This window comes from Spirochaetota bacterium, from assembly GCA_025061835.1.
Classification (GTDB): Bacteria; Spirochaetota; Brevinematia; order DTOW01; family DTOW01; genus SKYB106.
Genome location: JANXAC010000002.1, coordinates 119820 through 145688 on the forward strand (window position 1 = coordinate 119820; position 25869 = coordinate 145688).

At 36.2% G+C, this 25869-nt stretch carries 31 protein-coding genes; 17 read left to right on the plus strand and 14 right to left on the minus strand.

The genetic code is table 11. The annotated features are described in order from the left end of the window. The first annotated feature begins 26 nt into the window (after positions 1-26). On the plus strand, positions 27-512 hold the full coding sequence (locus tag NZ579_01840) for a hypothetical protein (GenBank protein ID MCS7298687.1): 486 nt from the start codon (positions 27-29) through the stop codon (positions 510-512). On the opposite strand, the gene speE is transcribed toward NZ579_01840, so the two are convergent. Next, the gene (gene speE / locus NZ579_01845) at positions 489-1352 is read right to left on the minus strand and encodes a polyamine aminopropyltransferase (protein ID MCS7298688.1); all 864 of its coding nucleotides are present in this window, start codon (positions 1350-1352) and stop codon (positions 489-491) included. The two genes, NZ579_01840 and speE, sit on opposite strands and share 24 nt — an antisense overlap. A gap of 153 nt (positions 1353-1505) precedes the next feature. Continuing rightward, entirely contained in the window at positions 1506-2735 is a 1230-nt protein-coding gene (locus NZ579_01850) for a cysteine desulfurase (GenBank protein ID MCS7298689.1), read from the minus strand. Between the two features lie 215 nt (positions 2736-2950). Here NZ579_01850 and NZ579_01855 point away from each other — a divergent pair, with 215 nt between their 5' ends. Together NZ579_01855 and NZ579_01860 are read left to right on the plus strand one after the other, a co-directional pair. Further along, on the plus strand, positions 2951-3679 hold the full coding sequence (locus tag NZ579_01855) for an energy-coupling factor ABC transporter permease (protein ID MCS7298690.1): 729 nt from the start codon (positions 2951-2953) through the stop codon (positions 3677-3679). 11 nt (positions 3680-3690) lie between these two features. Then, a complete protein-coding gene (locus NZ579_01860; GenBank protein MCS7298691.1) occupies positions 3691-4011 on the plus strand; it encodes a hypothetical protein in 321 nt (106 codons plus the stop codon). Positions 4012-4067: 56 nt separating this feature from the next. Here the strand turns inward: NZ579_01860 and NZ579_01865 are convergent, their stop codons facing one another. Together NZ579_01865 and NZ579_01870 are read right to left on the minus strand one after the other, a co-directional pair. Then, positions 4068-5273, minus strand: a complete 1206-nt coding sequence (locus NZ579_01865) for a DUF58 domain-containing protein (GenBank protein ID MCS7298692.1) — start codon at positions 5271-5273, stop codon at positions 4068-4070. Positions 5274-5277: 4 nt separating this feature from the next. After that, positions 5278-6237: a MoxR family ATPase gene (locus NZ579_01870; protein ID MCS7298693.1), complete on the minus strand. Its 960-nt coding sequence runs from the start codon at positions 6235-6237 to the stop codon at positions 5278-5280. 125 nt (positions 6238-6362) lie between these two features. On the opposite strand from NZ579_01870, the gene NZ579_01875 reads away from it, so the two are divergent. Beyond that, the gene (locus tag NZ579_01875; GenBank protein MCS7298694.1) at positions 6363-7502 is read left to right on the plus strand and encodes a diguanylate cyclase; all 1140 of its coding nucleotides are present in this window, start codon (positions 6363-6365) and stop codon (positions 7500-7502) included. On the opposite strand, the gene NZ579_01880 is transcribed toward NZ579_01875, so the two are convergent. After that, entirely contained in the window at positions 7503-8453 is a 951-nt protein-coding gene (locus tag NZ579_01880) for a MoxR family ATPase (protein ID MCS7298695.1), read from the minus strand. It lies immediately after the preceding gene. Between the two features lie 109 nt (positions 8454-8562). Between NZ579_01880 and rseP the strand changes: the two genes are divergently transcribed. The 12 genes from rseP (at position 8563) to ruvC (ending at position 18335) form a co-directional block, all read left to right on the plus strand. Next, on the plus strand, positions 8563-9915 hold the full coding sequence (gene rseP, locus NZ579_01885; GenBank protein MCS7298696.1) for an RIP metalloprotease RseP: 1353 nt from the start codon (positions 8563-8565) through the stop codon (positions 9913-9915). Positions 9916-10199: 284 nt separating this feature from the next. Beyond that, the gene (trmD, locus tag NZ579_01890) at positions 10200-10934 is read left to right on the plus strand and encodes a tRNA (guanosine(37)-N1)-methyltransferase TrmD (protein ID MCS7298697.1); all 735 of its coding nucleotides are present in this window, start codon (positions 10200-10202) and stop codon (positions 10932-10934) included. Next, a complete protein-coding gene (locus tag NZ579_01895; GenBank protein ID MCS7298698.1) occupies positions 10924-11697 on the plus strand; it encodes a hypothetical protein in 774 nt (257 codons plus the stop codon). The genes trmD and NZ579_01895 overlap by 11 nt, the downstream gene beginning before the upstream one ends. Next, positions 11697-12236 (plus strand): RNA 2',3'-cyclic phosphodiesterase, encoded by a 540-nt coding sequence (gene thpR / locus NZ579_01900; GenBank protein MCS7298699.1) that lies wholly within the window; start codon positions 11697-11699, stop codon positions 12234-12236. The genes NZ579_01895 and thpR overlap by 1 nt, the downstream gene beginning before the upstream one ends. A 271-nt stretch (positions 12237-12507) precedes the next feature. Then, positions 12508-13335 (plus strand): FliA/WhiG family RNA polymerase sigma factor, encoded by an 828-nt coding sequence (locus tag NZ579_01905; GenBank protein MCS7298700.1) that lies wholly within the window; start codon positions 12508-12510, stop codon positions 13333-13335. Between the two features lie 221 nt (positions 13336-13556). Beyond that, positions 13557-14234, plus strand: a complete 678-nt coding sequence (locus tag NZ579_01910) for a protein-L-isoaspartate(D-aspartate) O-methyltransferase (GenBank protein MCS7298701.1) — start codon at positions 13557-13559, stop codon at positions 14232-14234. Further along, complete coding sequence (locus NZ579_01915) at positions 14206-15102, plus strand: M23 family metallopeptidase (protein ID MCS7298702.1); 897 nt, start codon at positions 14206-14208, stop codon at positions 15100-15102. Before NZ579_01910 ends, NZ579_01915 begins: the two co-directional genes overlap by 29 nt. A gap of 173 nt (positions 15103-15275) precedes the next feature. Then, positions 15276-15413 carry a 50S ribosomal protein L36 gene (rpmJ, locus tag NZ579_01920; GenBank protein ID MCS7298703.1) on the plus strand — a complete coding sequence of 46 codons (138 nt, stop codon included), beginning with the start codon at positions 15276-15278 and terminating at the stop codon, positions 15411-15413. Beyond that, positions 15401-15772: a 30S ribosomal protein S13 gene (rpsM, locus tag NZ579_01925; GenBank protein MCS7298704.1), complete on the plus strand. Its 372-nt coding sequence runs from the start codon at positions 15401-15403 to the stop codon at positions 15770-15772. The genes rpmJ and rpsM overlap by 13 nt, the downstream gene beginning before the upstream one ends. 11 nt (positions 15773-15783) lie before the next feature. Beyond that, positions 15784-16764: a DUF4340 domain-containing protein gene (locus NZ579_01930; protein MCS7298705.1), complete on the plus strand. Its 981-nt coding sequence runs from the start codon at positions 15784-15786 to the stop codon at positions 16762-16764. 12 nt (positions 16765-16776) lie between these two features. Further along, positions 16777-17856: a mannose-1-phosphate guanylyltransferase gene (locus tag NZ579_01935; protein ID MCS7298706.1), complete on the plus strand. Its 1080-nt coding sequence runs from the start codon at positions 16777-16779 to the stop codon at positions 17854-17856. Beyond that, the gene (ruvC, locus tag NZ579_01940) at positions 17853-18335 is read left to right on the plus strand and encodes a crossover junction endodeoxyribonuclease RuvC (protein MCS7298707.1); all 483 of its coding nucleotides are present in this window, start codon (positions 17853-17855) and stop codon (positions 18333-18335) included. Before NZ579_01935 ends, ruvC begins: the two co-directional genes overlap by 4 nt. Here ruvC and NZ579_01945 read toward each other — a convergent pair. From NZ579_01945 to fusA, 3 genes are all read right to left on the minus strand, one after another. Continuing rightward, on the minus strand, positions 18332-18682 hold the full coding sequence (locus NZ579_01945; protein ID MCS7298708.1) for a DUF190 domain-containing protein: 351 nt from the start codon (positions 18680-18682) through the stop codon (positions 18332-18334). The genes ruvC and NZ579_01945 overlap by 4 nt on opposite strands. Further along, complete coding sequence (gene crcB / locus NZ579_01950) at positions 18679-19071, minus strand: fluoride efflux transporter CrcB (GenBank protein ID MCS7298709.1); 393 nt, start codon at positions 19069-19071, stop codon at positions 18679-18681. The genes NZ579_01945 and crcB overlap by 4 nt, the downstream gene beginning before the upstream one ends. Before the next feature lie 66 nt (positions 19072-19137). Beyond that, positions 19138-21225 (minus strand): elongation factor G, encoded by a 2088-nt coding sequence (gene fusA, locus NZ579_01955; protein ID MCS7298710.1) that lies wholly within the window; start codon positions 21223-21225, stop codon positions 19138-19140. A 170-nt stretch (positions 21226-21395) separates the two neighbouring features. On the opposite strand from fusA, the gene NZ579_01960 reads away from it, so the two are divergent. Then, positions 21396-22253 carry an ABC transporter substrate-binding protein gene (locus tag NZ579_01960; protein MCS7298711.1) on the plus strand — a complete coding sequence of 286 codons (858 nt, stop codon included), beginning with the start codon at positions 21396-21398 and terminating at the stop codon, positions 22251-22253. On the opposite strand, the gene NZ579_01965 is transcribed toward NZ579_01960, so the two are convergent. The 6 genes from NZ579_01965 to NZ579_01990 form a co-directional block, all read right to left on the minus strand. Next, positions 22236-22976, minus strand: coding sequence for a hypothetical protein (locus NZ579_01965; protein ID MCS7298712.1), 741 nt, complete (start codon positions 22974-22976; stop codon positions 22236-22238). The genes NZ579_01960 and NZ579_01965 overlap by 18 nt on opposite strands. A gap of 34 nt (positions 22977-23010) precedes the next feature. After that, on the minus strand, positions 23011-23853 hold the full coding sequence (locus NZ579_01970; GenBank protein MCS7298713.1) for an NAD(+)/NADH kinase: 843 nt from the start codon (positions 23851-23853) through the stop codon (positions 23011-23013). Between the two features lie 7 nt (positions 23854-23860). Then, on the minus strand, positions 23861-24259 hold the full coding sequence (gene rpsI / locus NZ579_01975; GenBank protein MCS7298714.1) for a 30S ribosomal protein S9: 399 nt from the start codon (positions 24257-24259) through the stop codon (positions 23861-23863). A gap of 11 nt (positions 24260-24270) precedes the next feature. Next, positions 24271-24696, minus strand: a complete 426-nt coding sequence (gene rplM / locus NZ579_01980; GenBank protein MCS7298715.1) for a 50S ribosomal protein L13 — start codon at positions 24694-24696, stop codon at positions 24271-24273. 129 nt (positions 24697-24825) lie between these two features. Next, the gene (locus NZ579_01985; protein MCS7298716.1) at positions 24826-25119 is read right to left on the minus strand and encodes a hypothetical protein; all 294 of its coding nucleotides are present in this window, start codon (positions 25117-25119) and stop codon (positions 24826-24828) included. A gap of 222 nt (positions 25120-25341) precedes the next feature. Then, on the minus strand, positions 25342-25869 hold a 528-nt coding region (locus NZ579_01990; protein ID MCS7298717.1), incomplete at its 5' end, for a hypothetical protein.

Here is a 25869-nt window from a genome sequence, read left to right on the forward strand (position 1 = left end):
TACACATTAAATCCGATAATCTGAAAGTGAAAAAACTTTTGGTTATAGCATACATTCTTCTTGTTGCTCAAGGATACGGAAGTTTGACAAAGGAAGACATAATCTACATTCTAAAAAACCACAAAGACAAAGGTTTTTACTACGAAGGGGAAGTGTCAAAAGACACACTCAAAGTCGTCATAGACTTTGAAACAAACTCTCAAAAAGTATTCATAAACTTTGCTGATGGAAGGGTAGCAAAAGTCATAACATTCTACTCAACCGTTATGGTTCTTGACCAAAAACCACCATACAGTATGCTAGAATATCTCCTGAGAGCGAATAACTTCAACCAATCTCTAGGTTTCTTCTACATATACTACAACCTAATACTTGACAAATGGTTCATAGACTACGCAGTAAGGATAAGACAGGATGATATCACCAAGTCTTCATTAATTGACATTATCAAAATAGTGAGTCTATATTCCTATTCTGCTAGAGCACAACTATCGCAAAGACTCTTTGAATAATCTTCCTTCAAGAAGTCTGTCATACAATGACTGTGGTAAGAATGATACATTTCTAACATCGTCGGAGTAATATTTGTTATTTAGGAATGATGACCTGTAATCTGTCCTAGGATTATACTTCTTTGAACCTATTGATATTGTCCACCAATACCCAGTGTATATTGGTGTTATGAAATATGCAACATCAACAATCGGGAATACGTTTTTAAGTGCCTTCTGAACACCTATAACTGTCTCCTGATGATACCAGATAGACTCTGTTTGCGCTGCCATAATTCCATCATCAGTTAGAATGTTATGAACCATCCTGTAGAATGGTTCCTCAAAAAGAGGTTTTGCCGGTCCAACAGGGTCCGTAAGATCTATCATAACAACATCAAACTTATCTCCATCATACTCTTTTACGAATTTAAGCCCATCCTCATTAATTATTCTCAACCTCTTGTCCTCAAAAGCACCCTTGAAAAGATCATAGAAATATTTCTTTGATACCTCTGTAACCATCTTGTCAAGATCAACGAGTATAAGCTTCTCAACGGACTTGTGTTTCAATACCTCTCTTGCAACACCACAATCGCCGCCACCTATTATCAGAACATTCTTTGGATTTGGATGAGTAAATAGAGGTATGTGAGCAAGTGTCTCGTGATATATAAACTCCTCCGCTTCAGTGAATTGAACTACATTATCCAAAACTAACGCCAAACCAAACCACTCAAACTCAACTACCTTCACATCCTGATACTCACTCCGCCCAGAGAATAAGATATTCTTAACTCTATAAATGTGATTTTCAGGTGCAAAAGGATCGTCGTCTAGGAAAATAATGTCTTTCTCCATAAATCCTCCTTCTACATAAAACGAGGTTTAGAATTTTATTCTTATCAAACCATCTCTTGCGAGTTCCTACAAAAACCCATTCCAATTTCTAGTGTTTTAGTCAAGAATTTTAGATTTCATTGAAGTACCTAGACTGAAGTATAGAATTCATTACTAGATTTTGAACGTATATATAACCTTTTGAATTGCTTGAGCAGCTTTATCAATGTCTTCTTTGGTATTGTAAATATAAGTGCTTATTCTAGCCGAACCATCAGAAGCACCAATTCTATTGAGTAGCGGTTGAGCACAGTGATGACCTGACCTTATCGCTATACCTTCTCTGTCCAGAATATAAGCAACATCGTGAGGATGAACTCCTTCAATTGCGAATGAAAATACCCCTAGCCTATCTTTGGTATCTCTAGGGCAGAACAACTTCACCTTGTCAATACTTGATAGGACTTCAAGAGTATATTCTGTAATTTCCTTTTCTAACTCTTCAATCATTTCCATTCCTATACTCTCAAGGTAATCAACGGCATAACCCAGTCCTATACCGCCAGCAATGTTAGCAGTTCCTGCCTCAAACTTCCACGGTAGTTCATTCCAAGTGCTTTTTTCAGTAGTAACAGTTTCAATCATATCTCCACCGTACATAAATGGTTCCATATTCTCCAGTATCTCTTTTCTCCCATAGACAAATCCGATACCCGTAGGACCACACATCTTGTGTCCAGTCCCAACGTAGAAATCACACCCTATGTCCTGAACATCAACCTTGAGATGAGGTAATCCTTGCGCCCCATCAATAACAGTAATAGCACCAACTTTCTTTGCAAGTCTCACAATCTCTTTGATAGGATTTATAACACCTGTAATATTAGAAACGTGCCCCACACTAACAATCTTCGTTCTTTCAGAAAGCATACTCTCAAACTGGTCAAGCCTTAACCTATAGTCATCATCTATATCTATAAACTTAAGTTTTGAAGAAGTTCTCCTTGCCACAAATTGCCAAGGAACTAGATTGGAATGATGCTCAGAAATTGCTATTATTATCTCATCCTGAGGTTTTAGAATGTTTAGTCCAAGACTGTATGCTATCAGATTTATACCTTCAGTAGCATTCCTTACAAATATTATTTCTTGCCAACTCCTTGCGTTTATAAACCTTGCAACTTTTTTGTGTGCTTCTTCGTATTCAACAGTTGCTTCGTATCCTAGAGTATGAACACTTCTGTGTATGTTTGCGTTGTGGTTTCTGTAAAACTCTTCAATCTTTGATATAACCTGTATGGGCTTTTGAGAAGTAGCCGCATTGTCAAGATACACCAACTCCTTACCTCTTATTTTTCTATTAAAGATAGGAAAATCCTTTCTTATGTCGTAATGTGTAACCATACCTTACTCCTCAACCATAAAAATATAACAAATGACGACCTACTTTCTAACTCAAAATTAAGAGATTGCTGGATACCAGTCTCTATCACAACATAAAGTCTGAAATCTTGACCACTCACCCAAACATAAGTTCAAATTTACCAACTTCTAGAAAGCACTCTTGAATTCAAACTGAAAAATTATTAAAAATATATCCTATAAGGAGGGATAAGGTTATGAAATTTCTAAAACTAATACTTCTAATGACACTTGCTATATTGATACCCAATCTAGGATACTCAATGCATATATCGGAGGGGATTTTAAGCCTGAACTGGGCTTTGTTTTGGATAGCAGTCTCACTACCATTTCTGATTTGGTCAATAATAGTTGTGATATCCAATCTTAAGAGCAAGAAGAATTACATTGCAGTTATATCACTCATTGGTGCAGTTGTATTCCTTATGTCATCTCTTGCTATACCTTCACCTGTTGCTGGTTCAGTTTCGCATCCTGCTGCGACTGGTATATCTAGTATCATAATAGGACCTATTGCGTCAATATTCGTTGGGTTCATAACGCTCGTTATACAGGCGCTTTTTATGGCTCACGGGGGGATAACATCTCTAGGTGCTAATGTATTCGCAATGGCAATAGTTGGCTCTTTCGTAGGCTTCGGTGCTTACAAACTTGCAAGACTAGTAGGACTACCTTACTTCATCGCTGGTTTCATGGCTGGCTTCTTCGCTGATATACTAACATACCTAACAACGGCATTCCAACTTGCGCTTGAGTTCCATGGAACAGAACCAATTACTAATGTTTGGCTTACACTATTTGGGCTATTCTTGCCTATACAACTACCAGTATCTGTTGTAGAAGGAATAATCGCTGGAATCGTCATAAAAATCTTTGTTGATAGAGCAAAAGATTACATTGACCCAATCGTTGAACCAAGCAAATAAGGAGGTATTGTATGAAAAAAGTAATCTTGGTAGCATTATCTTTGGTTGTTGGATTATCTATCATCTATGGTTTCACACTAGCATTCTCTCATTCACACGAAGATGACGACCACAAGCACCATGAGGAGGCACAAGAAGGCTTGCCAGTAGAGGAAGAAAGTTGGGGAGCACTTGATGAGATTGTAATAGAAAAGTATGCAGAAGAGAGAGGAAAGAAACCTGGTCCCGCTATACCTCTCAGTGGTGATCTAATACTTCTATCCTTTTCACTCTTCTCGGCTATCGCGGGATTTCTTATCGGATACTTCTCAAGAGATATTTTTAAAAAGTAGGTCTTCAAGGGGTGTAAGACCCCTTGTGAGATAAATAACTACACATCCTTTTCAAACTAAACCACTCTCTCAACTTGTAAAGAACTCTCAACTTTAAGTGTGTTGTAAGACCTTATACTCCTACTCGCTACACTTGATATTGACCTGTTTGGATGAACATTGTATATAAATATCTCATGTCCTTTTCTAGAAATCTCAAAAAGTAGTAGTGTTGTTTCATCGTCTATCTTTGGAGTTATGAGTATTATCGCTGTACCCCAAGGTATCTGAATTGACATGTTTTTAAGCATCTTCTGAACATCAACTTTACCTTGAGGGTATATCCTAGCAAGTAGTTCAAAAATGTTTGAGATATGAGTATTACCAGAAGAAACAGGAACTTCAAAGAACCCAAAAGGATTTTCTAGTATTGACATACCTTTGAGTGATGTTTTTCTTCTTATCTCACCGTTTGATACAAGACCTATCTCCTGATGGTATGTGTATAGTTCAAACACTAAAGTTGTTGCAAGCTCTACTGCAAATTCTTCATAAAACTCAGGGTATCTAATATCATAGTCAGGATGGTATAAGTTTAGAATAACTATACTCCCAGAAGACACTGAAGGATTGTAATAATTAACATATAGCTTATCATACTTTGCAGAAACTTTCCAATTGATCTTTTTTATCTCATCACCTTTTTGATACTCTCTAACACCTTGTATCTTCGTCAAATCCTCAAATATCGGTAGTCTATTCTTTATCTCACCATAAGGTTGTAGAATACTTTTGTCAATATCGCCGTGTGGTAGTATTGTTGGAAACACCGTTACGAAATCAATAGTATCATACTCTTTGGATGAGAATGTTTTCATAAACATATCCTTAAATTCTACCATTGTAGGACCTAAATGATGATCACCTCTTTTAGTTCCAACTATACGGTATGTAAGTTTAACCTTTGACTTTGGCGGTATGAATAAGAAAAATGTTTCTTTCTGCTTTAGTGATAATTCCATACTTGTATAGTCATACACATACCCGACCACAGGGAAAATACTCCTATTCTCAAGGATCAAACCTGCTAAAGTTGTGTCTCCGTTGAATATTTTGTTATTCTCAATGAACCTTGTGATAAAAAGGTTATTCTCAACCGAGTTTGAATATACCTTATTGAAGAAAAACAGGAGTAGCAATGATGCAATTCCTAGTATAGACTCAAAGACTGGGAAAACAATTATGAAGACAATTATTGCTATACCTAGGAAGATATATTTCACCATGTTAATTTTTCTTTACCTCTTCAACAGGAACTTCCGTTGTTTCAAGAATGGAGTTTAGTATATCCTCAGGTTTGATACCTTTGAGTTTTGCTTCTGGCTTGAGTATAAGCCTATGTCTTAAACAAGGCATAACAACAGATTTTATATCTTCAGGTATAACATAATCTCTTCCGTTTATTCCTGCTAGTGATTGTGCCATTTTGAAGATTGCTAGCGACCCTCTTGGAGATGCTCCAAGAAGAAGGTTAGGATTACCTCTAGTTTTATTTACAATCTCAACTATATACCTTTTCAAACTCTCTTCAATATACACTTTTTTTATCTCTTCCTGAATTTCTACTACTTCTTGCGTTGTGCATACTGAAGATATGGTCTCTATGGGATGTATTTGTTTTTGAGATGTTAGTATTTCAACCTCTTCATCCTGTGATGGATAGCCTAGAGAGATGTTTATCATAAATCTGTCCATCTGTGCCTCTGGAAGCGGAAACGTTCCTTCAAACTCAATAGGATTTTGTGTTGCTAAAACTATAAATGGGTTTGGCAAATTAATACTTATTCCTTCTACTGATATCTGTGTCTCACCCATAGCTTCAAGGAGTGCAGATTGTGTTTTCGGAGTTGCTCTATTTATCTCATCAACCAAAAGGATGTTCGAAATTATAGGTCCTTTTCTAAACTCAAACTTTTTTGTTTCAGGGTTGTATATTGATACTCCAATTATGTCGGATGGTAGCAAGTCTGGTGTTGCTTGAACTCTTTTGAATACACCACTTATACTCTTCGCTATCGCTCGCGCTAACATAGTCTTACCAACACCTGGTATATCTTCTATCAAGACATGCCCTTTTGAATACATAGCAGACAGTATGAGTTTGATCTGCTTTTGCTTACCTATTATCACTTTGCTAACATTTGATATTATCTCATTCGTTACCTCTCTAACTCTCTTTACATCCATTTTTGCCTCCAGTTGGAATGAATTTTAATTCAGTGTTGTGTTGTTTTCAATCATTGTCTCATAAATCCTCTAGTCCAAAATTTTGTTGAAATTTTTTTTAAGATTGATTATAATTACTAGCAATTATGCTAGAGGCGAAAGAATTATTTTTAAAAACTATAGACCATAAGTTCATATCATCCAATTACTTGGGGGACTTAGAAAATGTATATAAACGCTTTAATGAGACAGGACCGGTGGCAATTCAAGACAATATAAGTTTGTTTAGAGAAACAACGAAAGTCGTATTCGGCATAGAAGCGGATGACCAAGAAATAATAGAACACTGGACTAATATACTAAATCTCAAATCAAATATGCCTAATTACGACATAAGGATTATAGCATTTGACTACTTCTTGAACAGTAAAGTGTTGGAGAATCCTAAAATAATGGAAATGGACAGGTTTGTGAATATGCTAGAGATAATGTTCCAAGACCCAAAAACCTATGCCTACAACTACAATATGATGAAGATTCTAATTAACTATGAAACTGAGAAAGCAAGGAGATATGGTGGGTATTTCTCTTTACTAATTATGGATTTGGATAACTTTAAGTATTACAACGATACTTATGGTCATCAATTCGGTGATGAGATACTAGAAGAGTTTTCCAAGATAGTACTCGGTTGTATAAGGCGATCAGACCTTCTGTTTAGATATGGAGGTGATGAATTCGTTGTTTTTTGCCCTGAAACTAAGAGGATCGGTGCAAGAGTAGTTGCAGAAAGGATAAGGGAAAGCACTGAACTCTTCTTCTCCAAAAGAAACCTCAATATAACAACAAGCATAGGTATATCGGTATTTCCTATTGATGGAGACAGTTTTGAGGATTTGCTAAACATAGCCGACAAAATGCTTTACTTCTCAAAATCACGAGGCAAAAACAGAATAACTGACATATTTGATTATGTTGATGAAAACGATAGAAGGAGATTCCCTAGAATACAGCCGAAACATCCTTCTTCTATCTCTTTGAAAATAGATGGTATAACATTTGACTCTACGATAATTGATATAAGCAAAAAAGGAGTATCAGTAAAGATAGACCCTTCAATCAACATAAGTGGTGATAGTATTATACTACATAAGATAGTATTAGGTGAAAGTGAATATTTTCTAGACATTCCTGTAAAAGTAACTAGAAATAATGATGGATTACTAGGGATTGATTTTAGCGAAAATAAGATACTAGAAACGCTTATATACCTGTTTGATAAATAACTATATCTTGACGGACACTGACTTTACAATCAATTCTATCACGTTCTCGGAAGATATATTCTCAATTTTTGCGGAGTAGTTTAGAATAACTCTGTGTCTCAAGACATCAAACACGATTTCATCAATGTGTTCCTTTAGAAGAGTTTTCTCTCCTCTCAAGAATGCTAGTGTTTTTGATGCTTTCAGTAGATGCTGTGATGCTCTAGGACCTGCTCCCCACTCAACAAACTCCTTAACCTCGCTGATACTAGTCTCAGAAGGTCTTGTCTGTCTAACAACTCTCACTATGTATTCCACTACCTTATCCGATACAAAAACATCCTTAATCCTTGATTTATATTCAAAAAATTCTTCCTTTGACATTATAGGACTTATCTTGGACAGATCAGGTTCAACTCTACATATCTGAATTTCTTCTTCAAAGGAAGGATAACTAACATTTATCTGCATTGTAAATCTGTCAAGTTGTGCTTCTGGTAGTGGGTAAGTTCCTTCTTGTTCTAGGGGGTTTTGAGTTGCTATCACAAAGAATGGTGACTCCAGTTCGTAAGTTTTGCTGAATGTTGTTACTCTTCTTTCTTGCATACTCTCAAGAAGTGCAGATTGAGTTTTAGGTGATGCTCTGTTTATCTCGTCTGCGAGTAGAATGTTTGTGAATACAGGTCCTTTGTGAAACCTTATAACCTTCCTACCATTACTTAAGTCATCCTCTACAACATCAAAGCCTATTATATCGGCAGGCATAAGGTCCGGTGTAAATTGAACTCTTCTGAACTCAAACTCAAACATCCTTGAAATAGCATTCGCTATAAGCGTTTTAGCAAGCCCCGGAACACCAACCATCAGAATGTGCCCATCAGAAAACATCGTAACCACTATCTTGGTTATCGTATCATCCTGACCTACTATCAACTTTGACTTCTCTCGTATCACAGCATCAAGTATTGACATAAAACTTGAGATTATGGTAAATATGTCTCTAACCCTCTTTCAATGTAGTAAATACCTAAATAGAAAGACTATCTCATTTTAATTTATCATTAGTTTCAGGAGACTTGTTATGACAACTTTGCTTTCTATACTCTTAGGGATACTATTCCTAGGAATAATTGTCTTTGTGCATGAACTTGGACACTTTCTGGTTGCCAGATGGAGGAAGGTAGACGTTGAAGTCTTCTCAATAGGTTTTGGACCTAGAATATGGGGTAAGGGAATTAACGGTGTTGATTACCGAATAAGTGCTATACCATTCGGTGGTTACGTCAAGATGAGGGGGGATAGCCCTTCCGAGATAGACACAAGCGACGAAAGAACATTTTACGGAACAAAACCTCACAACAGAGTATTCATAGCCTTCGCAGGTCCTTTCTTCAACTACCTCTTTGCAGTGATAGTTATAACTACGATAATGATGGTTGGTTTCAAAACCATAGGATTCGTTCCAAGAATACATGTTGATACTTCAAAAGGTATAAACTACTTTGCTATCGCAGGAATGAAGTCTGGAGACACAATAACAAAAATAGATGGCATTGAAATAAAAACTTTTCAGGAGATAGATCAGGTTCTTATCTACAGGATGGACAGGAATGTTGAAATTGAATATATAAGAGATGGGAACACTTACAAAGCTACAGTCTTTATACCTAAAAACTACATAAACAACGAAAGTGGGTTAGGAATATCCTACGCAGCAGAACCAGTGATTGGTAATGTAGTCAAAGACTCTCCTTCTGAAAAGGCAGGCTTAAAAGAGAATGATAGAATACTATCAATAAACGGAAGGAAGATTACCTACTTCAACGAGGTAAGCGAGGTTCTCTCGGAGTCTGGTGGAAAAGAAACTACAATAGTAGTCTTGAGAGATGGAAATAAGACAACACTAAAAGTAACACCAAAGTTTGACGAAAGAAACAGAAGATACATAATAGGTATCTCTCCTAAAATCCTATCAAACGAAGTAATCATAACGGAGAAGAAGGAAACTAATCCTATTATGGCTTTTGTGAAAGGGTTTAACTTCGCCAACGAGAAACTAGTTGAACTAGTCAAGGGATTACAACTACTGTTTAGTGGTAAAATAGACCCTCAATCCTCAATCGCGGGTCCTATACGGATAACATACTTCCTCAGTAGTGCGATAGAAAACCAAATAGCATTCCAAAACTTACTCATAATAGTAGCGATATTGAGTATGGCGATAGGAATATTCAATCTTATACCATTCCCTGGACTTGATGGATGGCATATAGTTCTATCATCCGTTGAGATGGTAACCAAAAAGAAACCAAGTCCCGCAACTATAAGAATCATAGAAACAATAGGTTTCGTTGCGATAATATCACTCATCATACTCGTTCTATTCAACGACATATTCAACCTACTCGTAAGAGACCTGAAACTCTTCAGGTAATTCATAACACACCTAAACAAACTTTCAACAAAAGTATAGAATTATGCTATAGATAAACTTTATCTTCCTAGCAAGTGTGCTAGGACGAAGTAAATACTTCCTAATTTACACTTAAGTATTCCATACAAGACAGCATTTTGAGATTTACAATCTAAGACGGTTAGCAAGAAGTCAAAATTTGGTTATCAAGCGAATTTAGAAATTTCGTAATCCACTAACAAACATATCAGTAAGTTGTATAAAAGTATCAGAATGGATTTAAAATTCCATCAGCATACTACGCTATGAGAGTGATATTCCTGACTATATTTCCAAACATCATAGAGACATACTTTTCAACGAGTATGATGGACAAGGCAACGAAGAGAGATTTACTTGAATACACTGTGATAAACATAAGAGACTTTGCGAAGGATAAACACAAGACAGTTGATGACTATGTTTATGGTGGTGGGGATGGAATGGTTTTCAAACCTGATGTAGTGTATGAAGCAATCTCTCACTCAAAGACACTCCTACCATCCGCAAAAGTAATTTATATGTCTTCAAAAGGAAGAAACTTAACTAGGAATGTATTAAAGGAATACTTGAATGTTGATAGTCTGATAATACTCTGTGGTAGGTATGAGGGGGTTGATGAAAGGATAATTGACAATTTTGTTGATGATGAAATTGGGATAGGAGACTTTGTTCTAACTGGTGGGGAATTACCAGCAATGATGTTCATTGACGCTCTTGTAAGGATGAAGGGGCTCATTAGTAGCAGTGCTTTAGAAAACGAAAGTTTCACATACAAGGGTGGGCTTCTTGAGTACGACCAATACACAAGACCGCGAGAGTTTATGAACCTAAAAGTTCCTGATGTTTTGGTAAATGGGAACCATAAGGAGATAGCAAGGTGGAGACACTTTTCGGCGCTTAGAAACACTTACAGAAACAGACCCGAACTACTCAAAAATGTAAAACTATCAAGAGAAGATATAATATTCTTGTTGAGTGAGGTAAATTATGTGGGTTAAGGTTTTGAAAGAGTTTTTTTGGCTTTGGTGGGACAACTTCTCCAAAAACATTCTAGTCAGTTTGCTTGGTTTCTTTGCTAACATACCTACACTATTCTTTACGATGGGACTGTTTTTGTTTATGAGAGTTCCGTTTGAAGCGACACCTACTCAAGGCGAGATTAACCTTTTCTGGATTGTGATTTCAACTCTTTTCGGCACTAGTATATTCTTTCCAACGCAGATAGGGCTACTCACTGTTGCTAAAAACTTCTCTTCGGGCGAACATAAAAAGTTCTTTGCGGAGTTCTTCGCAGGTATGAAAGAGAGGATTGGAAAATCGCTTCTTGGGACTGTAGCAGGTGGTTTGATATACTTTTTCGGCACTTTTGCGATTGTTTTCTACTCAAACTTCTTTGGTCTTACAAACATTTTTGGAATCATACTTACGGTGATAACATTCTGGTATCTAGTGACTTTCACACTATTTTTTGTCATTCTATCTCTATACATAACTTTCTTCCCGAAAGATAGCATCAGGACTGCGATAAGTAGGTCATGGGTTATAATGATGGATAATGTGTTTGTTGTATTTCTGACGGTATTGACAATCGTTCCTATATTCATATTTGCGTTCATAAGTGCGGTAGGAATGGCTCTTTTCTATCAAGGGCTTGTTAATTCTTTACTTGTTGCGATGTTTGTTGTGATACTACGAAAATACAAGATAATTGAGGATGTTGAGGACACTAGAACTCTGAAGGATATTTTCAAACCGTTCTAATGGATAGGCTTTTCGTTGCGATTGACATACCTGACGAAATCAAAACCAAGTTTGTTGGAATTATGGAAGGTTTAAAGAAAATAGGTGCTAAAGTAGTTCCTACGACTAACATTCACTTAACACTCAAGTTCATAGGCGAAACTGAAAGGACTAAAGAAATCGTTGAAGCACTTAAGGATGTTAGATCAGGTTCTTTTGACCTCGTAGTGAGTGATGTTGGGATTTTTGGTTCTATTGAGTATCCTAGGGTTTTCTGGGTTGGTGTTGAAAAAAGTAGTAGTCTAAGGGAATTACATAATCTTGTTGAGTCTAGGCTTAACGAATTGGGGATACCGAAAGATGAGAGGGAATTTTCACCACACATAACACTAGCAAGGTTTAAGACTAGAGTTAATTCATCAAAACTTCAAAGTATTCTTAGAGAGAACAATAGAACTTTTGGTAGTTTCAGAGTGAATAGTTTTGTTCTCTACAGAAGCATTCTCTCGCACCCAAACCCAATCTACCAGAGAATTCTAGAATTCCATCTCAACCCCTGAAAGGGCAAGTAAAAACCATAGCGTGAATACCAAATATTTTGGTATCTACACTCGGTAGGCTAGAGCAACTTTCTATACACAACAATGTTATAAACATCATAATTTCAAATTGCAACATTTTTTGTAGGAAACCAGTATTTACAAGCATTACACATATTTTTTGAACTCTTTCAAAAAAATGTTGAAAATAGGAGTTTTAGCATTCTTAATTTTAGTATCAGTAATTTGAATTGAGAGTAGTTTATAAAAGATAATATCACAGAGGGAATGTGTGAGGGGACCTAACATTGACTTATCAAAATATGAACTTGACCCTGAAGAAGAGGACAAAAAGTGGAAGGAGTATAAAAAAACTGGAGATATAAAAATTAGAAACTTCTTCATAGAGAAATACTCCCCACTCGTGAAGTATGTTGTATCCAATATGAATATAACTGTAAATGATCAATCTGACTACGATGACCTCATCGGATGGGGCATTGATGGACTAATAGACGCTATTGAGAGATTTGACCCAGATAGAGGTGTCAAATTCAAAACATACGCAATCATAAGGATAAGAGGAGCAATATACGACAAATTACGAGAAATGGACTGGATACCTAGGTCTGTGAGGCAGATTGAAAAAGAATACCATAGAGCAGTGTCAGAACTCCAATACGAACTTGGCGAAAAACCATCCGAGGATATGATAGCAGAAAAACTAGGAGTATCTCCTGAAGAGTTTGAAGAGACCTCACTTAAACTACAAAGTTCTAGGAATTATATAAACTCTCTAGATGATATGTTGTTTTCAGACTCATCATCAGATAGCACTTTAACACTTGAAGATATGATTGAAGCACCAGAGGAAACCACAAACCCTGAAACGATCGTTATAAGAAACGAAATAATAGAAAAGATAAAGGAAGCAATCAAGGAACTACCAGAAAAGGAATTACAAGTGATAATGCTATACTACCACGAGGAACTTACTCTCAAGGAAATAGGTGCAGTGCTTAATGTAACAGAATCTCGCGTATCACAACTACACGCAAGAGCACTGGAATTACTAAAAGAAAAACTAAAACCATTCCTCAAAAGCAAGGAAAGGAAATAAGCATAGAATCTAGAAGATTATTTTGGTAGGTGTTCCTAACCTACCCTAAAGCGTAAATAAGAGTTTAAGATCCAAACCTAGTATTGAGCCTTCCTGACCAACTGGTAGCAACAAAATTATAATTTCTTTAGGCGAATGCTTGATAGTAGGATTATTTGTAATTAGTGAAGACATTGAGAGTTAGTTTGAATAGATTTATTGTATAGACTTACTAGTTTATTATGAATAAAGACGAATTTATAAAGAGAAGTAAGGAAAATCTAAAAAGAATTTTGAAGGCAGAGGGACTACTTGATGAAAAACTAGAGTTAGCATTTGAAAAAGTGCCAAGAGAACTTTTCTTCAGTGAAAGCAACAGAGAAAATGCTTATCTTAACAATGCGTTTGACATAGGGTATGGTCAAACCATTTCTCAACCTTCAATGATATTTACAATGCTGAAGAAGTTAGAATTAAACAAATCTCATCGTGTTTTAGAAGTAGGAACAGGAAGTGGATATGTAACTGCACTACTATGCGAACTTTCACATTTTGTGTATTCTGTTGAGATAATTCCTGAACTTGCTAGATTAGCAATAGAGAGACTTGTTAAGTTAGGTTATACTAACTATTTGGTCTTGGTGAGGGATGGTAGTATAGGGCTTCCTGAATACGCACCTTATGATAGAATAATAGTTAGTGCCGCAAGCCCACAGATACCGAATAGTCTAATAAATCAACTATCCGATAATGGTATAATTACTATACCAATAGGTGGATTAGAATTACAAAGGTTAATGGTTGTGAAAAAAATATATGGAAATGTTAAAGTTTTTCAGGATATTTCGTGCAGGTTTGTGCCTCTTGTTGGAAAGGAGGGTTTTAAGGAAGATGCTATTAAGAATTATAGGATCAAGTAGCATATTAGTCACTTTAAACTTACTTATAGTATCTCCCCTATTCTCTTCGGACAAGGTGTATCTCTCAAAAACCTCTATTGACTCTATCGGAGATATAGTCGTGGTTTACCTAAACGGAGATACTACATCAAAAACATTCGTAAGACCATCATACAATACTAACTTACTGTTTCCATTTTATAAGTCTTCAAACACATTCTTCTCCGTAATACCTATACCTCCTGATATTAGAGTTAAGGAGTTAGCCCTGTATATTGAAAGAGATGGAAAAGTAATATCTTCAAACACAGTAATCCTTGAGTATCTAGATAAGATTGATATGAAACCAAAGAAACTAACCTTACCTAAACAGTCAAGAGAAATACTTAAAAATAAGGAAAGAATATCTAGTGATATCCACTTCATAGTGAATACAATATCTAAAATTGAACTTGAATCTTTTGTGAGTGATCGTATTCCTATCTTTTCATTACCTTCTACCAATAGAATAACATCACCATTTGGTGTCTCAAGAGTGTATTCAGATGGTAGAATTAGGTATCACAGAGGAGTTGATTTTAGTTTTGAGCCTGATGACAATGTGTATGCAGTCGCAGACGGAGTAGTAGTTATATCAAGTAACTTTCTTGCTAATGGTGAAAGTATATACATCTACCATGGAGTCGGGATTGTATCATCATACTTTCATCTTAAAGAGAGATACGTCAATGCTGGAGAGAGGGTTATGAGAGGACAGATAATAGGTAAAATAGGTCAGACGGGTATTTCAACAGCACCTCACTTACATCTTGGAATGTATGTAGTCGGAGTAGGAGGATATGTTGCCTTTAATCCCCTAACATTCATCACAAACGGACAAATACAGTAATAGTTCAGAGATCATGAGCAGAAAAAATTTATGTTCAACGTTATCTCACTAGAAAACATAATAGTATGTTTCATTTCCTCTCTAACGATTCTAAAAATCCCATACTGATACACTTACTAACTTGATTTCAAATGAATACTTTGTGTAAAATTTAAATTATAGTGAGGTTTAGTATGAAGGTTAGAGCATCGGTTAAACCTATATGTGAGAAGTGTAAAGTAATAAGGAGAAAAGGTAGAGTAATGATAATATGTGAAAACCCCAAACACAAGCAGAGACAGAAAGGAGGTAGAATATCATGGCACGTATAGCAGGTGTTGAGATACCCAACAAAAGATTGTTAGTAGCATTAAGGTATATATACGGCATTGGTAAATCTCTTGCCTATAGCATACCTAAAAGGCTAGGCATTGATCCAAACAAGAAAGTTTCTGAACTCACAGAAGATGAATTCAACAAACTCAAAAATGAAATAGAGAAGAATTATAAACTTGAAGGTGATCTAAAGACTGAAATCAGGCTCAACATAAAGAGACTTATAGACATTGGATGCTATAGAGGAATAAGACACAAGAAGGGATTACCTGTAAGAGGACAGAGAACTAGAACCAACGCAAGAACGAGAAAAGGACCTAGACCTCACAGGTTAGGTAAGAAGGATAAAAAATAGAACCCTAATCTATGAGGGGCAAGACAGTTCTTATTCTTATCCTTCTTGGAATTCTGGTAGTCCTACTTGTATTCTTCTTTATCTTTGAAAGAGGTGAGGTAAAGGTAGTAAAAAAGAAAGAATTCATTCTTGGAGAATTTACATCTCAAGACATCTCCTTTATCTCAATATATTTTAGAGACTACTACGATAGGACTAAGGAGTATAACTATACTTTATTCAAGAAGGCTGGAAATGAGTATTGGTTCATATCTTACTCAAATATAACCGACAGAGTTGACCCAAAGTTAGGAAATTTCATCGCTAACATTCTAGGAGATATTGAAGAACTTGGAAGAATATCTTCAAATGAAGTTGATGATATTTATCTTAACTTCGGCTTTGACAAACCTAATGCCAGGGTTCAGTTTGACATAAAGGGAAAAACAAATACTCTGACTGTAGGTAATCTAGCACCTACCAAAGACTACTACTATACCGTCTTGAACGATGATTACTCACAAATATATCTAGTCTATGCATACAAAATTGACAACATCTTAAAGTATCCAGATGAAGCAAGAGATAAAAATATATTCACCTACGAATGGACTAATGTCACAGGAATTGAATACAAACCTATGAGTTATCCCGTTATGGTATTCACAAACATAAATAACAGATGGTTGTCAAAAGTTCCTGTTGAGAAGGAGTTGGATAGCACTTTCATAGAGACAGAGTTTCTTAAGGATTTGAGGAGTATATCCATAAGTTCCTTTATACCACCTGACAGTAGGATGTATAGGGATTTGGTTATCAAGAGTAATTCTCCATTGGCTTACATAAAATTTTATAACGGCAAGAACGAACTAACTCTTTTCGTTCTGTCCAAAGCTAGCACAAATTTCTACTGCTACGATACCGATAGAAAATTAGTTTATAGTATTGATTATGAGAGCACTAGAGTTTTATTTGATTCTAGTTATGAGAGGTTTGTTAAAATTACGAATTGAGGAACTACTTGTATGCGGTGTGTGGTTATAATGGCTGGTGGTAGGGGTGAGAGGTTTTGGCCTAAAAGTGTAAGATCATTCCCCAAGCAATTCCTAAACCTCACAGGCGATAGAACCATGATTCAGAGTGCATATTACAGAGCACTAGAATTAGTTGATAATGATAAGATTTTTGTAGTTACTTCCTCTGACCTCATCCCAATAGTTGAGAGACAGTTACCCGAACTTCCTATTGAAAACATCATAGTTGAACCAATACCGAAAAATACTGCTCCTGCAATAGGATTATCGGCAGTGTATATAAGAAAATTTTTTGGCGACTACACTATGTTCGTTATGCCTTCGGACCATTACATTGACGACCTTGACAAGTTTTATGAGGTTGTTGAAGTTGGTTTTGAAACAGCGGAAAAATATTTATCACTCGTTACTCTCGGCATAAAGCCATCAAGACCTGACACAGGATACGGTTACATTGAAGTTGGAAATATTATTGACACATTCAACAAACGAAATGTTTTTGAAGTTAGGAGATTTGTTGAGAAGCCTAGCTATGAAAAAGCAGTTGAATACTTAAGCAGTGGTAAGTTCTTCTGGAACAGTGGGATGTTTGTATGGAAGGTATCAACAATAATTGAAGAAATATACAAACATTTACAACCTCTCGGTGAAGCATTAATAAACATTGAGGAAGCGATGGGTAAAGAACTTGAAGGAGAGGTAATGCTTGAGGAGTTTGAAAAGATTGAAAGCATATCTATTGACTACGGAGTTATGGAGAAAAGTAAGTCCGTTCTGTGCGTCAAGAGTGATTTTGTCTGGGATGACGTTGGGTCCTGGGCATCTGTCTATAGACTCAACAAAAAGGATGATAACGAGAATGTAATAAAAGGTAATGTCATAACCTACAATGTTAAGAATTCTCTTATTATAGGTGAGAATACAGGAGTTGTTGCAGTTAGTTCCCTTGAGGATGTCATTGTAATAAAGGAAGGAGACAATGTCTTAATCACAAAGAAATCAGAAGACCAAACAGTTAGAGAGATAGTCAAGATCATGAAAAGTCAGGATAAGTATGAAAGGTATCTATGAGAGTTCTTGGTATAGACCTAGGGTATTCAATCCTCGGGTATGGTATAGTTGAGTATGATGGAAGAAACTTGAAACTTATAACATCTGGCGTTGTTGAAACTTCAGAATATACCGACTTCAACGATAAGATAGTTAAGATAAACGACATTTTAAGTTCAATAATTTCAGAGTATTCACCATCTGCTGTTTGTATTGAAAAGGTATTCTTCGGTAAGAACGTCAAAACTGCAGTCAAGGTTTTAGAAGTAGCAGGTGTTGTTAGAATCTTGGCACTCAAGTCAGGCATAAAGGTTTTTGAGATTACTCCCCTTGAGGTTAAGAAACTTATAACCGGTCGCAAAGGAAGACACCCAAAGGTTCAGATACAAAACATAGTCAAACTTATTCTAGGTCTTGATAAAGTTCCAAAACCCGATGACTGTGCAGACGCAATAGCGATAGCAATAGCAGGACTATCAAAAATAAAACTTAAAAACTAACTTCTTTCGCTGTGTATATATCTTATAACATTAACCTTCTCCATAGTTATCAATCCACCTTTACCTTCAACAATCTCATCAACATAAGGCAAAAGTAGATTTATTTTTTCTTCAGTATCAACTATTTCAACTACTACTGGTAGGTCTGATGATAACTCAAGAATCTTTGCTGAGTGTATGAGTTTAGTAGTAGCCCCATATCCCATCATACCTCTTATGACTGTTGCTCCTGCTATTCCTATCTCTCTTGCTTTCAGAACTATTTGTTCATAAACCGGTTTACCTCTGTACTTATCACTTTCACCAACGAATACCCTTATTAGAACAGCATCACCAGAAAGCTTCATACCTTCCTCCCCATTATTAACCCACCGAATACATATCCAACAACAACAGCACCTAACCCAAGCGAGACAGATAAAAATATATTAAGGACGAAAAATTTTATCTCACCATCCCTTAAAAGGTTTATATTCTCAAGTGAGAATGTAGAAAATGTTGTGAAACCACCAATAACTCCTACCATCAGAAACATCCTGAAACTCGTTGGTATTATAGATACTTCAGAAAGATAAGATATAAAACCTATTATGAACGAACCTAGAGTGTTTACAATCAATGTCCCTAAAGGAAATGACGGATCCAACCACGAAGTTGTGTAAAAAGACAACAAATATCTAAGAACTGCCCCTATCCCACCACCAAAGAATACCGTTAGAATGTATTCAATTTTCATATATTATTCCTACATATCAAACATTACCATAAAGTATGGTAATAACAATACTTGAGTTCTAACGTATTAACTGTTTGCTTTTTCTTTTATCTTTCTTCCCATCTCGGAGACTTCATTCTTCATCTTTTCTGGCAATATATCATAGTAGGCAAGAGACATTGTAAATCTACCTATTCCTTTAGTTATAGAGCTTAGAGCTGATGAATACTTTATCATCTCTGACATAGGAACGTATGCACTAATTACTACAGTTCCATCTTCCTTTCTATCAATGTTATTTATCCTACCTCTTCTACTGTTTAGATCCTCTGTGATAGCGCCCATATAACTCTCATCAACTATTATTTTTGCATCCATGATTGGTTCAAGAATAACAGGAGATCCATTTTCAAGTGCTATCTTCATCGCATGCCAACCCGCTATCTGGAAGGATATATCGGATGAATCAACTTCGTGATAAGAACCTTCATAAAGTATAACTCTGACATCAACAACAGGATACTTACCCAAAACACCCTCCTCCATCGCACTCAAGACACCCTTCTCAACAGAAGGTATAAACTGCTTCGGAATATGTCCTCCTCGTATCTGATCAACAAACTCAAAGCCTTTACCTCTCTCAAGTGGTTCAACCTTGATAAACACTTCACCATACTGCCCGTGTCCACCAGTCTGCTTCTTGTGTTTGTAATGCGCTTCCACAGGTTTTGTTATCGTTTCCCTATAAGGTATTTTAGGAGTATCAAGTGCGAAGTCAATCTTATACCTCTCCTTGAGTATCTCAACATATATATTAAACTGGTTTTCCCCCTGACAATGAACCTCAAGCTCTTTTGAAAAATCATTGAACTTAACTATGAAAGAAGGGTCTTCTTCAGAAAATCTAGCAAGAAGTTCAGCAAGTTTATCCTCATCACCTCTGTTTTTACCTATTACCGCAGTAAAGAATATAGGATTAGGAAGTGCTAGATGCTTGAGTTTCAAATCCACCTTATCAGACACCAAAGTGTATCCAACTTTTACTCCCTCAAGTTTCGGAACAGCGAAAATATCTCCCGCCTTAACTTCACTAACCTCCTCAAGAGATTTACCAAAGCATAAATATAGGTGTTGTAATTTCAAGGTTGATGATGTATCGGGAATGAAAAATTCAGCCCCACTCTTAACACTACCGGTCCAAACTTTGAAGTATGATATCCTTCCAGTATATGGGTCAATCCTAACCTTAAAAGGAGTCAATATCGTGAGTTTTTCACTGGATATATCTTCAGTTACCTCTTTACCGTTCTTTAAAACAACTAGTTCCTTATGAACATCCGGCGAAGGGAACTCCTCTACTATAATATCTAACACATTAAGAACTCCAACATTAGTCAAGGAAGAAACAGCAAATATAGGTATTATCTTACCTTTCGTTATACAATCCCTAAAACCTTGAACAATCTCACTCTCGGAAATCTCCTCACCAGAAAGATACTTCTCCATAAATGCTTCGTCTATATCGGATATGTCTTCAAATATCTCATCACGATACTTATTCACAAGTTCCTCATAATTCTTTGGAATATCAAGTTTCTTGAAGCTTCTACCTTCATTTTCATAGACAATCAAGTTTTTATGAATAACATCTATCGTTCCTACAAACTTACCTCCGTCAAAGTATGGTATCTCAACAGGAACTGCTATCTTACCTATCTTTGCCTTAATTTTATCTACAAGTTTATCAAATTCTGTTGAAAGCGTATCTATCTTATTTATTATGACTGATTTAGCAACGTGTAGTTCATCAACAGAGTGCCAGATTCTGTCCGTCTCTATCGTTATACCTCTTTCAGCATCAACTACCAGGATAACATTTTCAACGACTTCAAGAGCCATCTCCATCTCACCGATGAAATCTACAAAGCCCGGAGTATCTATGAAGTTTACCTTTTTGTCCTTGTATTCCACATACGAGTAGATGCTTCTGATTGTCATCTTTCTTTTTACTTCTTCTGGGTCAAAATCCATTATTGAAGTTCCCTTATCTACGCTTCCTTTTTCACTTACCTTACCCGATACAAAGAAGACACTGTCAAGGAAAGTTGTTTTACCACTTCTGTGCTCACCTATGACTGCTATATTTATTATTTCTTTTGTATCATAAACTTTCATATATTCCTCCTCCAAAACCTAAACCATTATAAAAAGATGCCCCCCTGCTTTCAATAATTTTTGGTTATATTATCAAATTCCAAATTCTAACCAAGTAAGTAAGCAGGATTTTTTAGACCCTTCGCACATTTACTACCTTGAATTCTACATAGATTACTTATAATACAACTGTGAAAAGAAGAGTATTCTGTCAAGCAACAGGCAACTGGCTAGAATTACCTGAGAAATGTAATAGAGTAGTTAGTTTCAGCCCATCTATAACAGAATCTTTGTTTAAAATGGGACTAGGTGAAATAGTTAAAGGGATAAGTGTCTATTGCGTTCATCCAGATGAAAGCATAAGAAAAGGTAGAGTAATAGTCGGCTCATATTCAACATATAAGAAGGAAGTATTGGAAGAGATTAATCCTGATGTTATCTTTCTAACAACAGGATATCAGTTAGAATTCGCAAGAAAGCTGTCTGAAAACTATCCTGTTTATGCAATAAGACTACCAGCAACACTATCTGAACTTATAGCAGGATGTGTAGAGGCGGGACTTGTATGCGGATACTATGATAGAGCAGTTGAGTTAGAAAAAAACCTACTAGCATCCTTATCAAGACACTTAAGCCAAACTTATGAGAACAGAATAAAAACTTACATTGAGATAGACCTTGGAGGACCTGTGACATTTGGTGCATACAGTTATATCACCGATACACTCAGATTGTTAGGATTTGAGAACATTTTTGAGAACTATCCTTCTGAATGGTTAGAACCGATACCTGAAATACTCAAGGAAAATGAGCCTGATGTGATAATATACGAACCTAAAATGTTTTCAAGGTCAAGAAGCATAGATATGATAAAAAACTCTCTAACAAAAAGATTTGGAAACCTTAAAGCAATTGAAGAACAGAGAGTAATCCTTACACCAGGGATCTATGACTTTTTCGCACATTACGGTCCTTCGTTTGTTTATAAAGTTATACCCTTCCTACTAGATATAAGAGATAAATCCCTATCTTCAAAATTTCAAACATAGAAAGTCTATTAATTCGTTACTACTTTTCAAACCCATCTTACCTATCTCAACGAACCCTGCGTGTAAAACCTTCAATACCAAAACAACTCTTTCTAATACACTACCTATACTACACTCCCAATAGTTCCAAGCCTTTACAAGACTCCCTAAGTCCAAAAACAACCTCAAATTCCCGAAGATACAATCTAGAAACATTCCTCTCAAAAACTCGTAATCTCTATCTTTTCTAAAAGATTTAGAGAAAAGAGAATTAATTATCCTAACAGTGTAGTTGTCAATAACGAAAGTTGGAACTTCAAACGAATACAGTAGAATACTATCAGCAGTCTCTTTTCCTATTCCTTTCACTCTCATTAGTTCATTCCTATAACTATCAACTATACCAATAACTTCCTTGAACGACTTGCTACGCCTTATAAGCGAAAACATTAGATTCTTAAATACTCTATATCCTCCATAACCGTTAATATACCTAGCAACCTCAAGAATAGTTTTAGCCTTTGACTTACTAAACCCTGAAGGATTTATAATGTCTTTCAATACCTCGTAGTCTAACTCCCCTACCCTATCAAGACTAGTTGAACCTACTTCCTGAAAGATATTGTTGAGAGACTTAACTACATTCTTCCAATTCGTATTCTGTGTAAGAATTGAGGAGATAATTATTTCATCCTTATCGTTATAGTAAGGCCACCAACTTGAGTAAGTGTGATAATGAACCACAATCTGCCTACAGAGTTGAAAAATCTCCATTCAATTACCAGTTAAGTTTTCTTCTCAGTACTTCAAAGAAGTTAATTTTAGGGTTTGTAACGACCTTTGCGTAGAAACTGCATTTAGTTACTTCTACTTCTACCTCCTCGTCTATATCAATGTAGTCTTGTCCATCCATCACAACAACAGATGGAGGAGTTGTGTATCCAATTTTAAGAACAATTGACTTTGTGCTTTCAAGAATTATTGAACGAGCGGATAGCGTGTGAGGACAGATTGGCGTTATTATCAAATTCTCCATCGTAGGCATAGCAATAGGACCAAAAGCAGACAGAGAATACGCTGTTGAACCAGTAGGTGTTGAAACAATAATACCATCCGCACGGTATGTATTCAAATACTCTCCATCAACAAAGACATCTATATCCAGAAGCCTATGAAACTTACCTCTTGATACAACAACCTCATTCAAAGCATTACCAAAAAACTCTCTTCCACTCTTGAACCTCACAATCACACTTATCATCATTCTATTTTCAAACTTAAAGTTATCCTCTTTTATCATCTTTACAACATTCTCAATCTCACTTTCAGAAAAGTGCATAAGAAAACCTAACTTACCGACATCTATGCCTATTATAGGGACTTCATATTGAGCGAAAAGCCTAGCGGAGTAAAGGATCGTGCCATCACCACCTACACTGACAACATAATCAGGTTTCTTAATACCCCGATGTATATCAATGTTGGCAGAAAAGTTTGAGTAGTCAGACTTTACAAGAAAAAAGTCAAGTCCTTCTTCTGAAAACAGGTTTTTTAACTTGTCTATTACTCTCTTCGTTTCTTCCTTGACAGGATTATATACAATAGCAACAAATTTAGACATTCAAACCTTATCGTTTTGAGTACTGTTTTGACTTTCTCGCCTTTACTTTTCCGTATTTTTTCCTTTCAACTGCCCTTGGGTCTCTTCTCACTAAATTGAGTCTCCTTAAGTTAGGTCTTAATGTTTGAGTGTCATACTTTGCTAAAGCAAGGGATATTCCATGTCTTATAGCCTGTGCTTGAGACGAGATACCACCACCTTTTACTGTTACATAAACATCAAACTTACCCTCAGTATTTGTTACTCTGAAAGGTTCTAGAACAGTATCAATATATTCTTGAATATTCTTAAAGTAATCCTTAAGAAGAAGACCGTTGACAGTTATATTACCTTTACCACCAGGACTTAAAAAAACCCTAGCAGTTGCTGTCTTTCTACCACCTCTTGCTATAACAGTTTTAGCCATAACTACACCTCCTAGACCTTGTATTCAATCGCACCGGAAGGAATCTTAACATTATCATCCTTTACTACTATCATCCTTCTCAATCTATGTTTCCTCAATCTATTCTTTGGTAACATTCCTCTGACAACTCTTTCAAAAACGAACCTTGGATTCTTCAAGATTGCGTCCTTAAAATAGACATGCTTGAGTCCCCCCGGGTACCCTGAATGCCAGAAAAATACCTTAAACTGACTCTTCTTACCTGTCATAATTGCTCTTGAAGCATTCTTGACTATTACATAATCACCGTTGTCAATATGAGGAGTATAATCTACTTTATGCTTACCCATAAGTAGTCTTGCTATCACAACACCTAACCTACCTACAGGTTTATTAGCAGCATCTATAACATAATATCTTCTACTTACCTGACTTCCTTTTATCATTATCGTTTTCATAAACCACCTTCAGAAAGCGAAAGTTGATTATAAATATAACACCAAAGTACCTTCAAATTACAAATTACCTCAAAACCAAATTTATGACTATACCAACAATAGACGTTAGAATAACAGATAAAACAACCACTAGTATTCCAACCATGAGTTTATACAAACTATTATTCTGAGGCTTGTTTCATCAACTCTCTTACTTGTTCCATCAATCCTTTGAGATAACTCACTTCTAGCATCCTCAATCCTCTGGGATAACTCTAACCTAAATTCATCAATTCTCTTGTTTGTCTCATCAATTAGCTTACTCAACTCATCAAACTTTTTGTCAATCTTTGTATCTATTTCAACAAACCTAAGTTCAACGTAGGATTTAAATTCCTTCAAATCACCACGAATAATATCTACCTCTCTTATTAAAAATAACACAGGATCATACCTATTATCTCTCTTCCTTTACTTGAACCTCTACAGTTTCCATACAAAAATTCTAATAACATACTTTCACCTGGTAGTCAAACAGTATGGACTTAAGATATAAATTCTAGTAGGTGAGTTAGCAAATTAAAATGTTCCATTTAGATTAAAGTAAGAAACCATACCTGACCGTAAATTTTAGACCATATTGTATCTCAAATGAAAAAACACAAACTATTCAACCAAAGTTATACCCTTTGTGAATTTTATCTCCTTTACTCTAAACTTGTTCAGTTCCTCACCCAGAACCTTGAGACTCTCTACAACTTCAGGCAACCTCTCACTCGCACTCCTCAACACCTCAACAGCTCCCCTCATCACCCCATACACCTCACTAAACCTATCATTCAAATTACCCGTAGCATCACTTACCTCATACACAGCCCTCACAACCTCCTCCATACCCACCTTCCCCTCCTCAACAGCTACCCTTATACCCTCACTATAACTCGTCAAATTACTTATCACCCCCATAACCATCTCATTAGTCCTCCCCACCTCCACCATACTCGCATTTATCTCCCCAACAAACGCACTCACCTCCCTTATCCCATCTCCTATCCTCACAAACCTCTCCCCATTCTCCTCCACCCCCTCAATGCTACCCTTCACCCTCTCAATAACATCCCTCACTATCCTCTCAACCTCCACTGCCTTCTTCCTACTGTCCTCCGCCAAGTTCCCCATCTCCTCAGCAACCAC

Coding starts and splice junctions, on each gene's coding strand:
- speE (MCS7298688.1), bottom strand. CDS start 1,352: ATGGAGAAAGACATTATTTTCCTAGACGACGATCCTTTTGCACCTGAA.
- NZ579_01850 (MCS7298689.1), bottom strand. CDS start 2,735: ATGGTTACACATTACGACATAAGAAAGGATTTTCCTATCTTTAATAGA.
- NZ579_01855 (MCS7298690.1), top strand. CDS start 2,951: ATGAAATTTCTAAAACTAATACTTCTAATGACACTTGCTATATTGATA.
- NZ579_01860 (MCS7298691.1), top strand. CDS start 3,691: ATGAAAAAAGTAATCTTGGTAGCATTATCTTTGGTTGTTGGATTATCT.
- NZ579_01870 (MCS7298693.1), bottom strand. CDS start 6,237: ATGGATGTAAAGAGAGTTAGAGAGGTAACGAATGAGATAATATCAAAT.
- NZ579_01875 (MCS7298694.1), top strand. CDS start 6,363: ATGCTAGAGGCGAAAGAATTATTTTTAAAAACTATAGACCATAAGTTC.
- NZ579_01880 (MCS7298695.1), bottom strand. CDS start 8,453: ATGTCAATACTTGATGCTGTGATACGAGAGAAGTCAAAGTTGATAGTA.
- rseP (MCS7298696.1), top strand. CDS start 8,563: ATGACAACTTTGCTTTCTATACTCTTAGGGATACTATTCCTAGGAATA.
- trmD (MCS7298697.1), top strand. CDS start 10,200: ATGAGAGTGATATTCCTGACTATATTTCCAAACATCATAGAGACATAC.
- NZ579_01895 (MCS7298698.1), top strand. CDS start 10,924: ATGTGGGTTAAGGTTTTGAAAGAGTTTTTTTGGCTTTGGTGGGACAAC.
- thpR (MCS7298699.1), top strand. CDS start 11,697: ATGGATAGGCTTTTCGTTGCGATTGACATACCTGACGAAATCAAAACC.
- NZ579_01910 (MCS7298701.1), top strand. CDS start 13,557: ATGAATAAAGACGAATTTATAAAGAGAAGTAAGGAAAATCTAAAAAGA.
- NZ579_01915 (MCS7298702.1), top strand. CDS start 14,206: ATGCTATTAAGAATTATAGGATCAAGTAGCATATTAGTCACTTTAAAC.
- rpmJ (MCS7298703.1), top strand. CDS start 15,276: ATGAAGGTTAGAGCATCGGTTAAACCTATATGTGAGAAGTGTAAAGTA.
- rpsM (MCS7298704.1), top strand. CDS start 15,401: ATGGCACGTATAGCAGGTGTTGAGATACCCAACAAAAGATTGTTAGTA.
- NZ579_01930 (MCS7298705.1), top strand. CDS start 15,784: ATGAGGGGCAAGACAGTTCTTATTCTTATCCTTCTTGGAATTCTGGTA.
- NZ579_01935 (MCS7298706.1), top strand. CDS start 16,777: ATGCGGTGTGTGGTTATAATGGCTGGTGGTAGGGGTGAGAGGTTTTGG.
- ruvC (MCS7298707.1), top strand. CDS start 17,853: ATGAGAGTTCTTGGTATAGACCTAGGGTATTCAATCCTCGGGTATGGT.
- NZ579_01945 (MCS7298708.1), bottom strand. CDS start 18,682: ATGAAGCTTTCTGGTGATGCTGTTCTAATAAGGGTATTCGTTGGTGAA.
- crcB (MCS7298709.1), bottom strand. CDS start 19,071: ATGAAAATTGAATACATTCTAACGGTATTCTTTGGTGGTGGGATAGGG.
- fusA (MCS7298710.1), bottom strand. CDS start 21,225: ATGAAAGTTTATGATACAAAAGAAATAATAAATATAGCAGTCATAGGT.
- NZ579_01970 (MCS7298713.1), bottom strand. CDS start 23,853: ATGTCTAAATTTGTTGCTATTGTATATAATCCTGTCAAGGAAGAAACG.
- rpsI (MCS7298714.1), bottom strand. CDS start 24,259: ATGGCTAAAACTGTTATAGCAAGAGGTGGTAGAAAGACAGCAACTGCT.
- rplM (MCS7298715.1), bottom strand. CDS start 24,696: ATGAAAACGATAATGATAAAAGGAAGTCAGGTAAGTAGAAGATATTAT.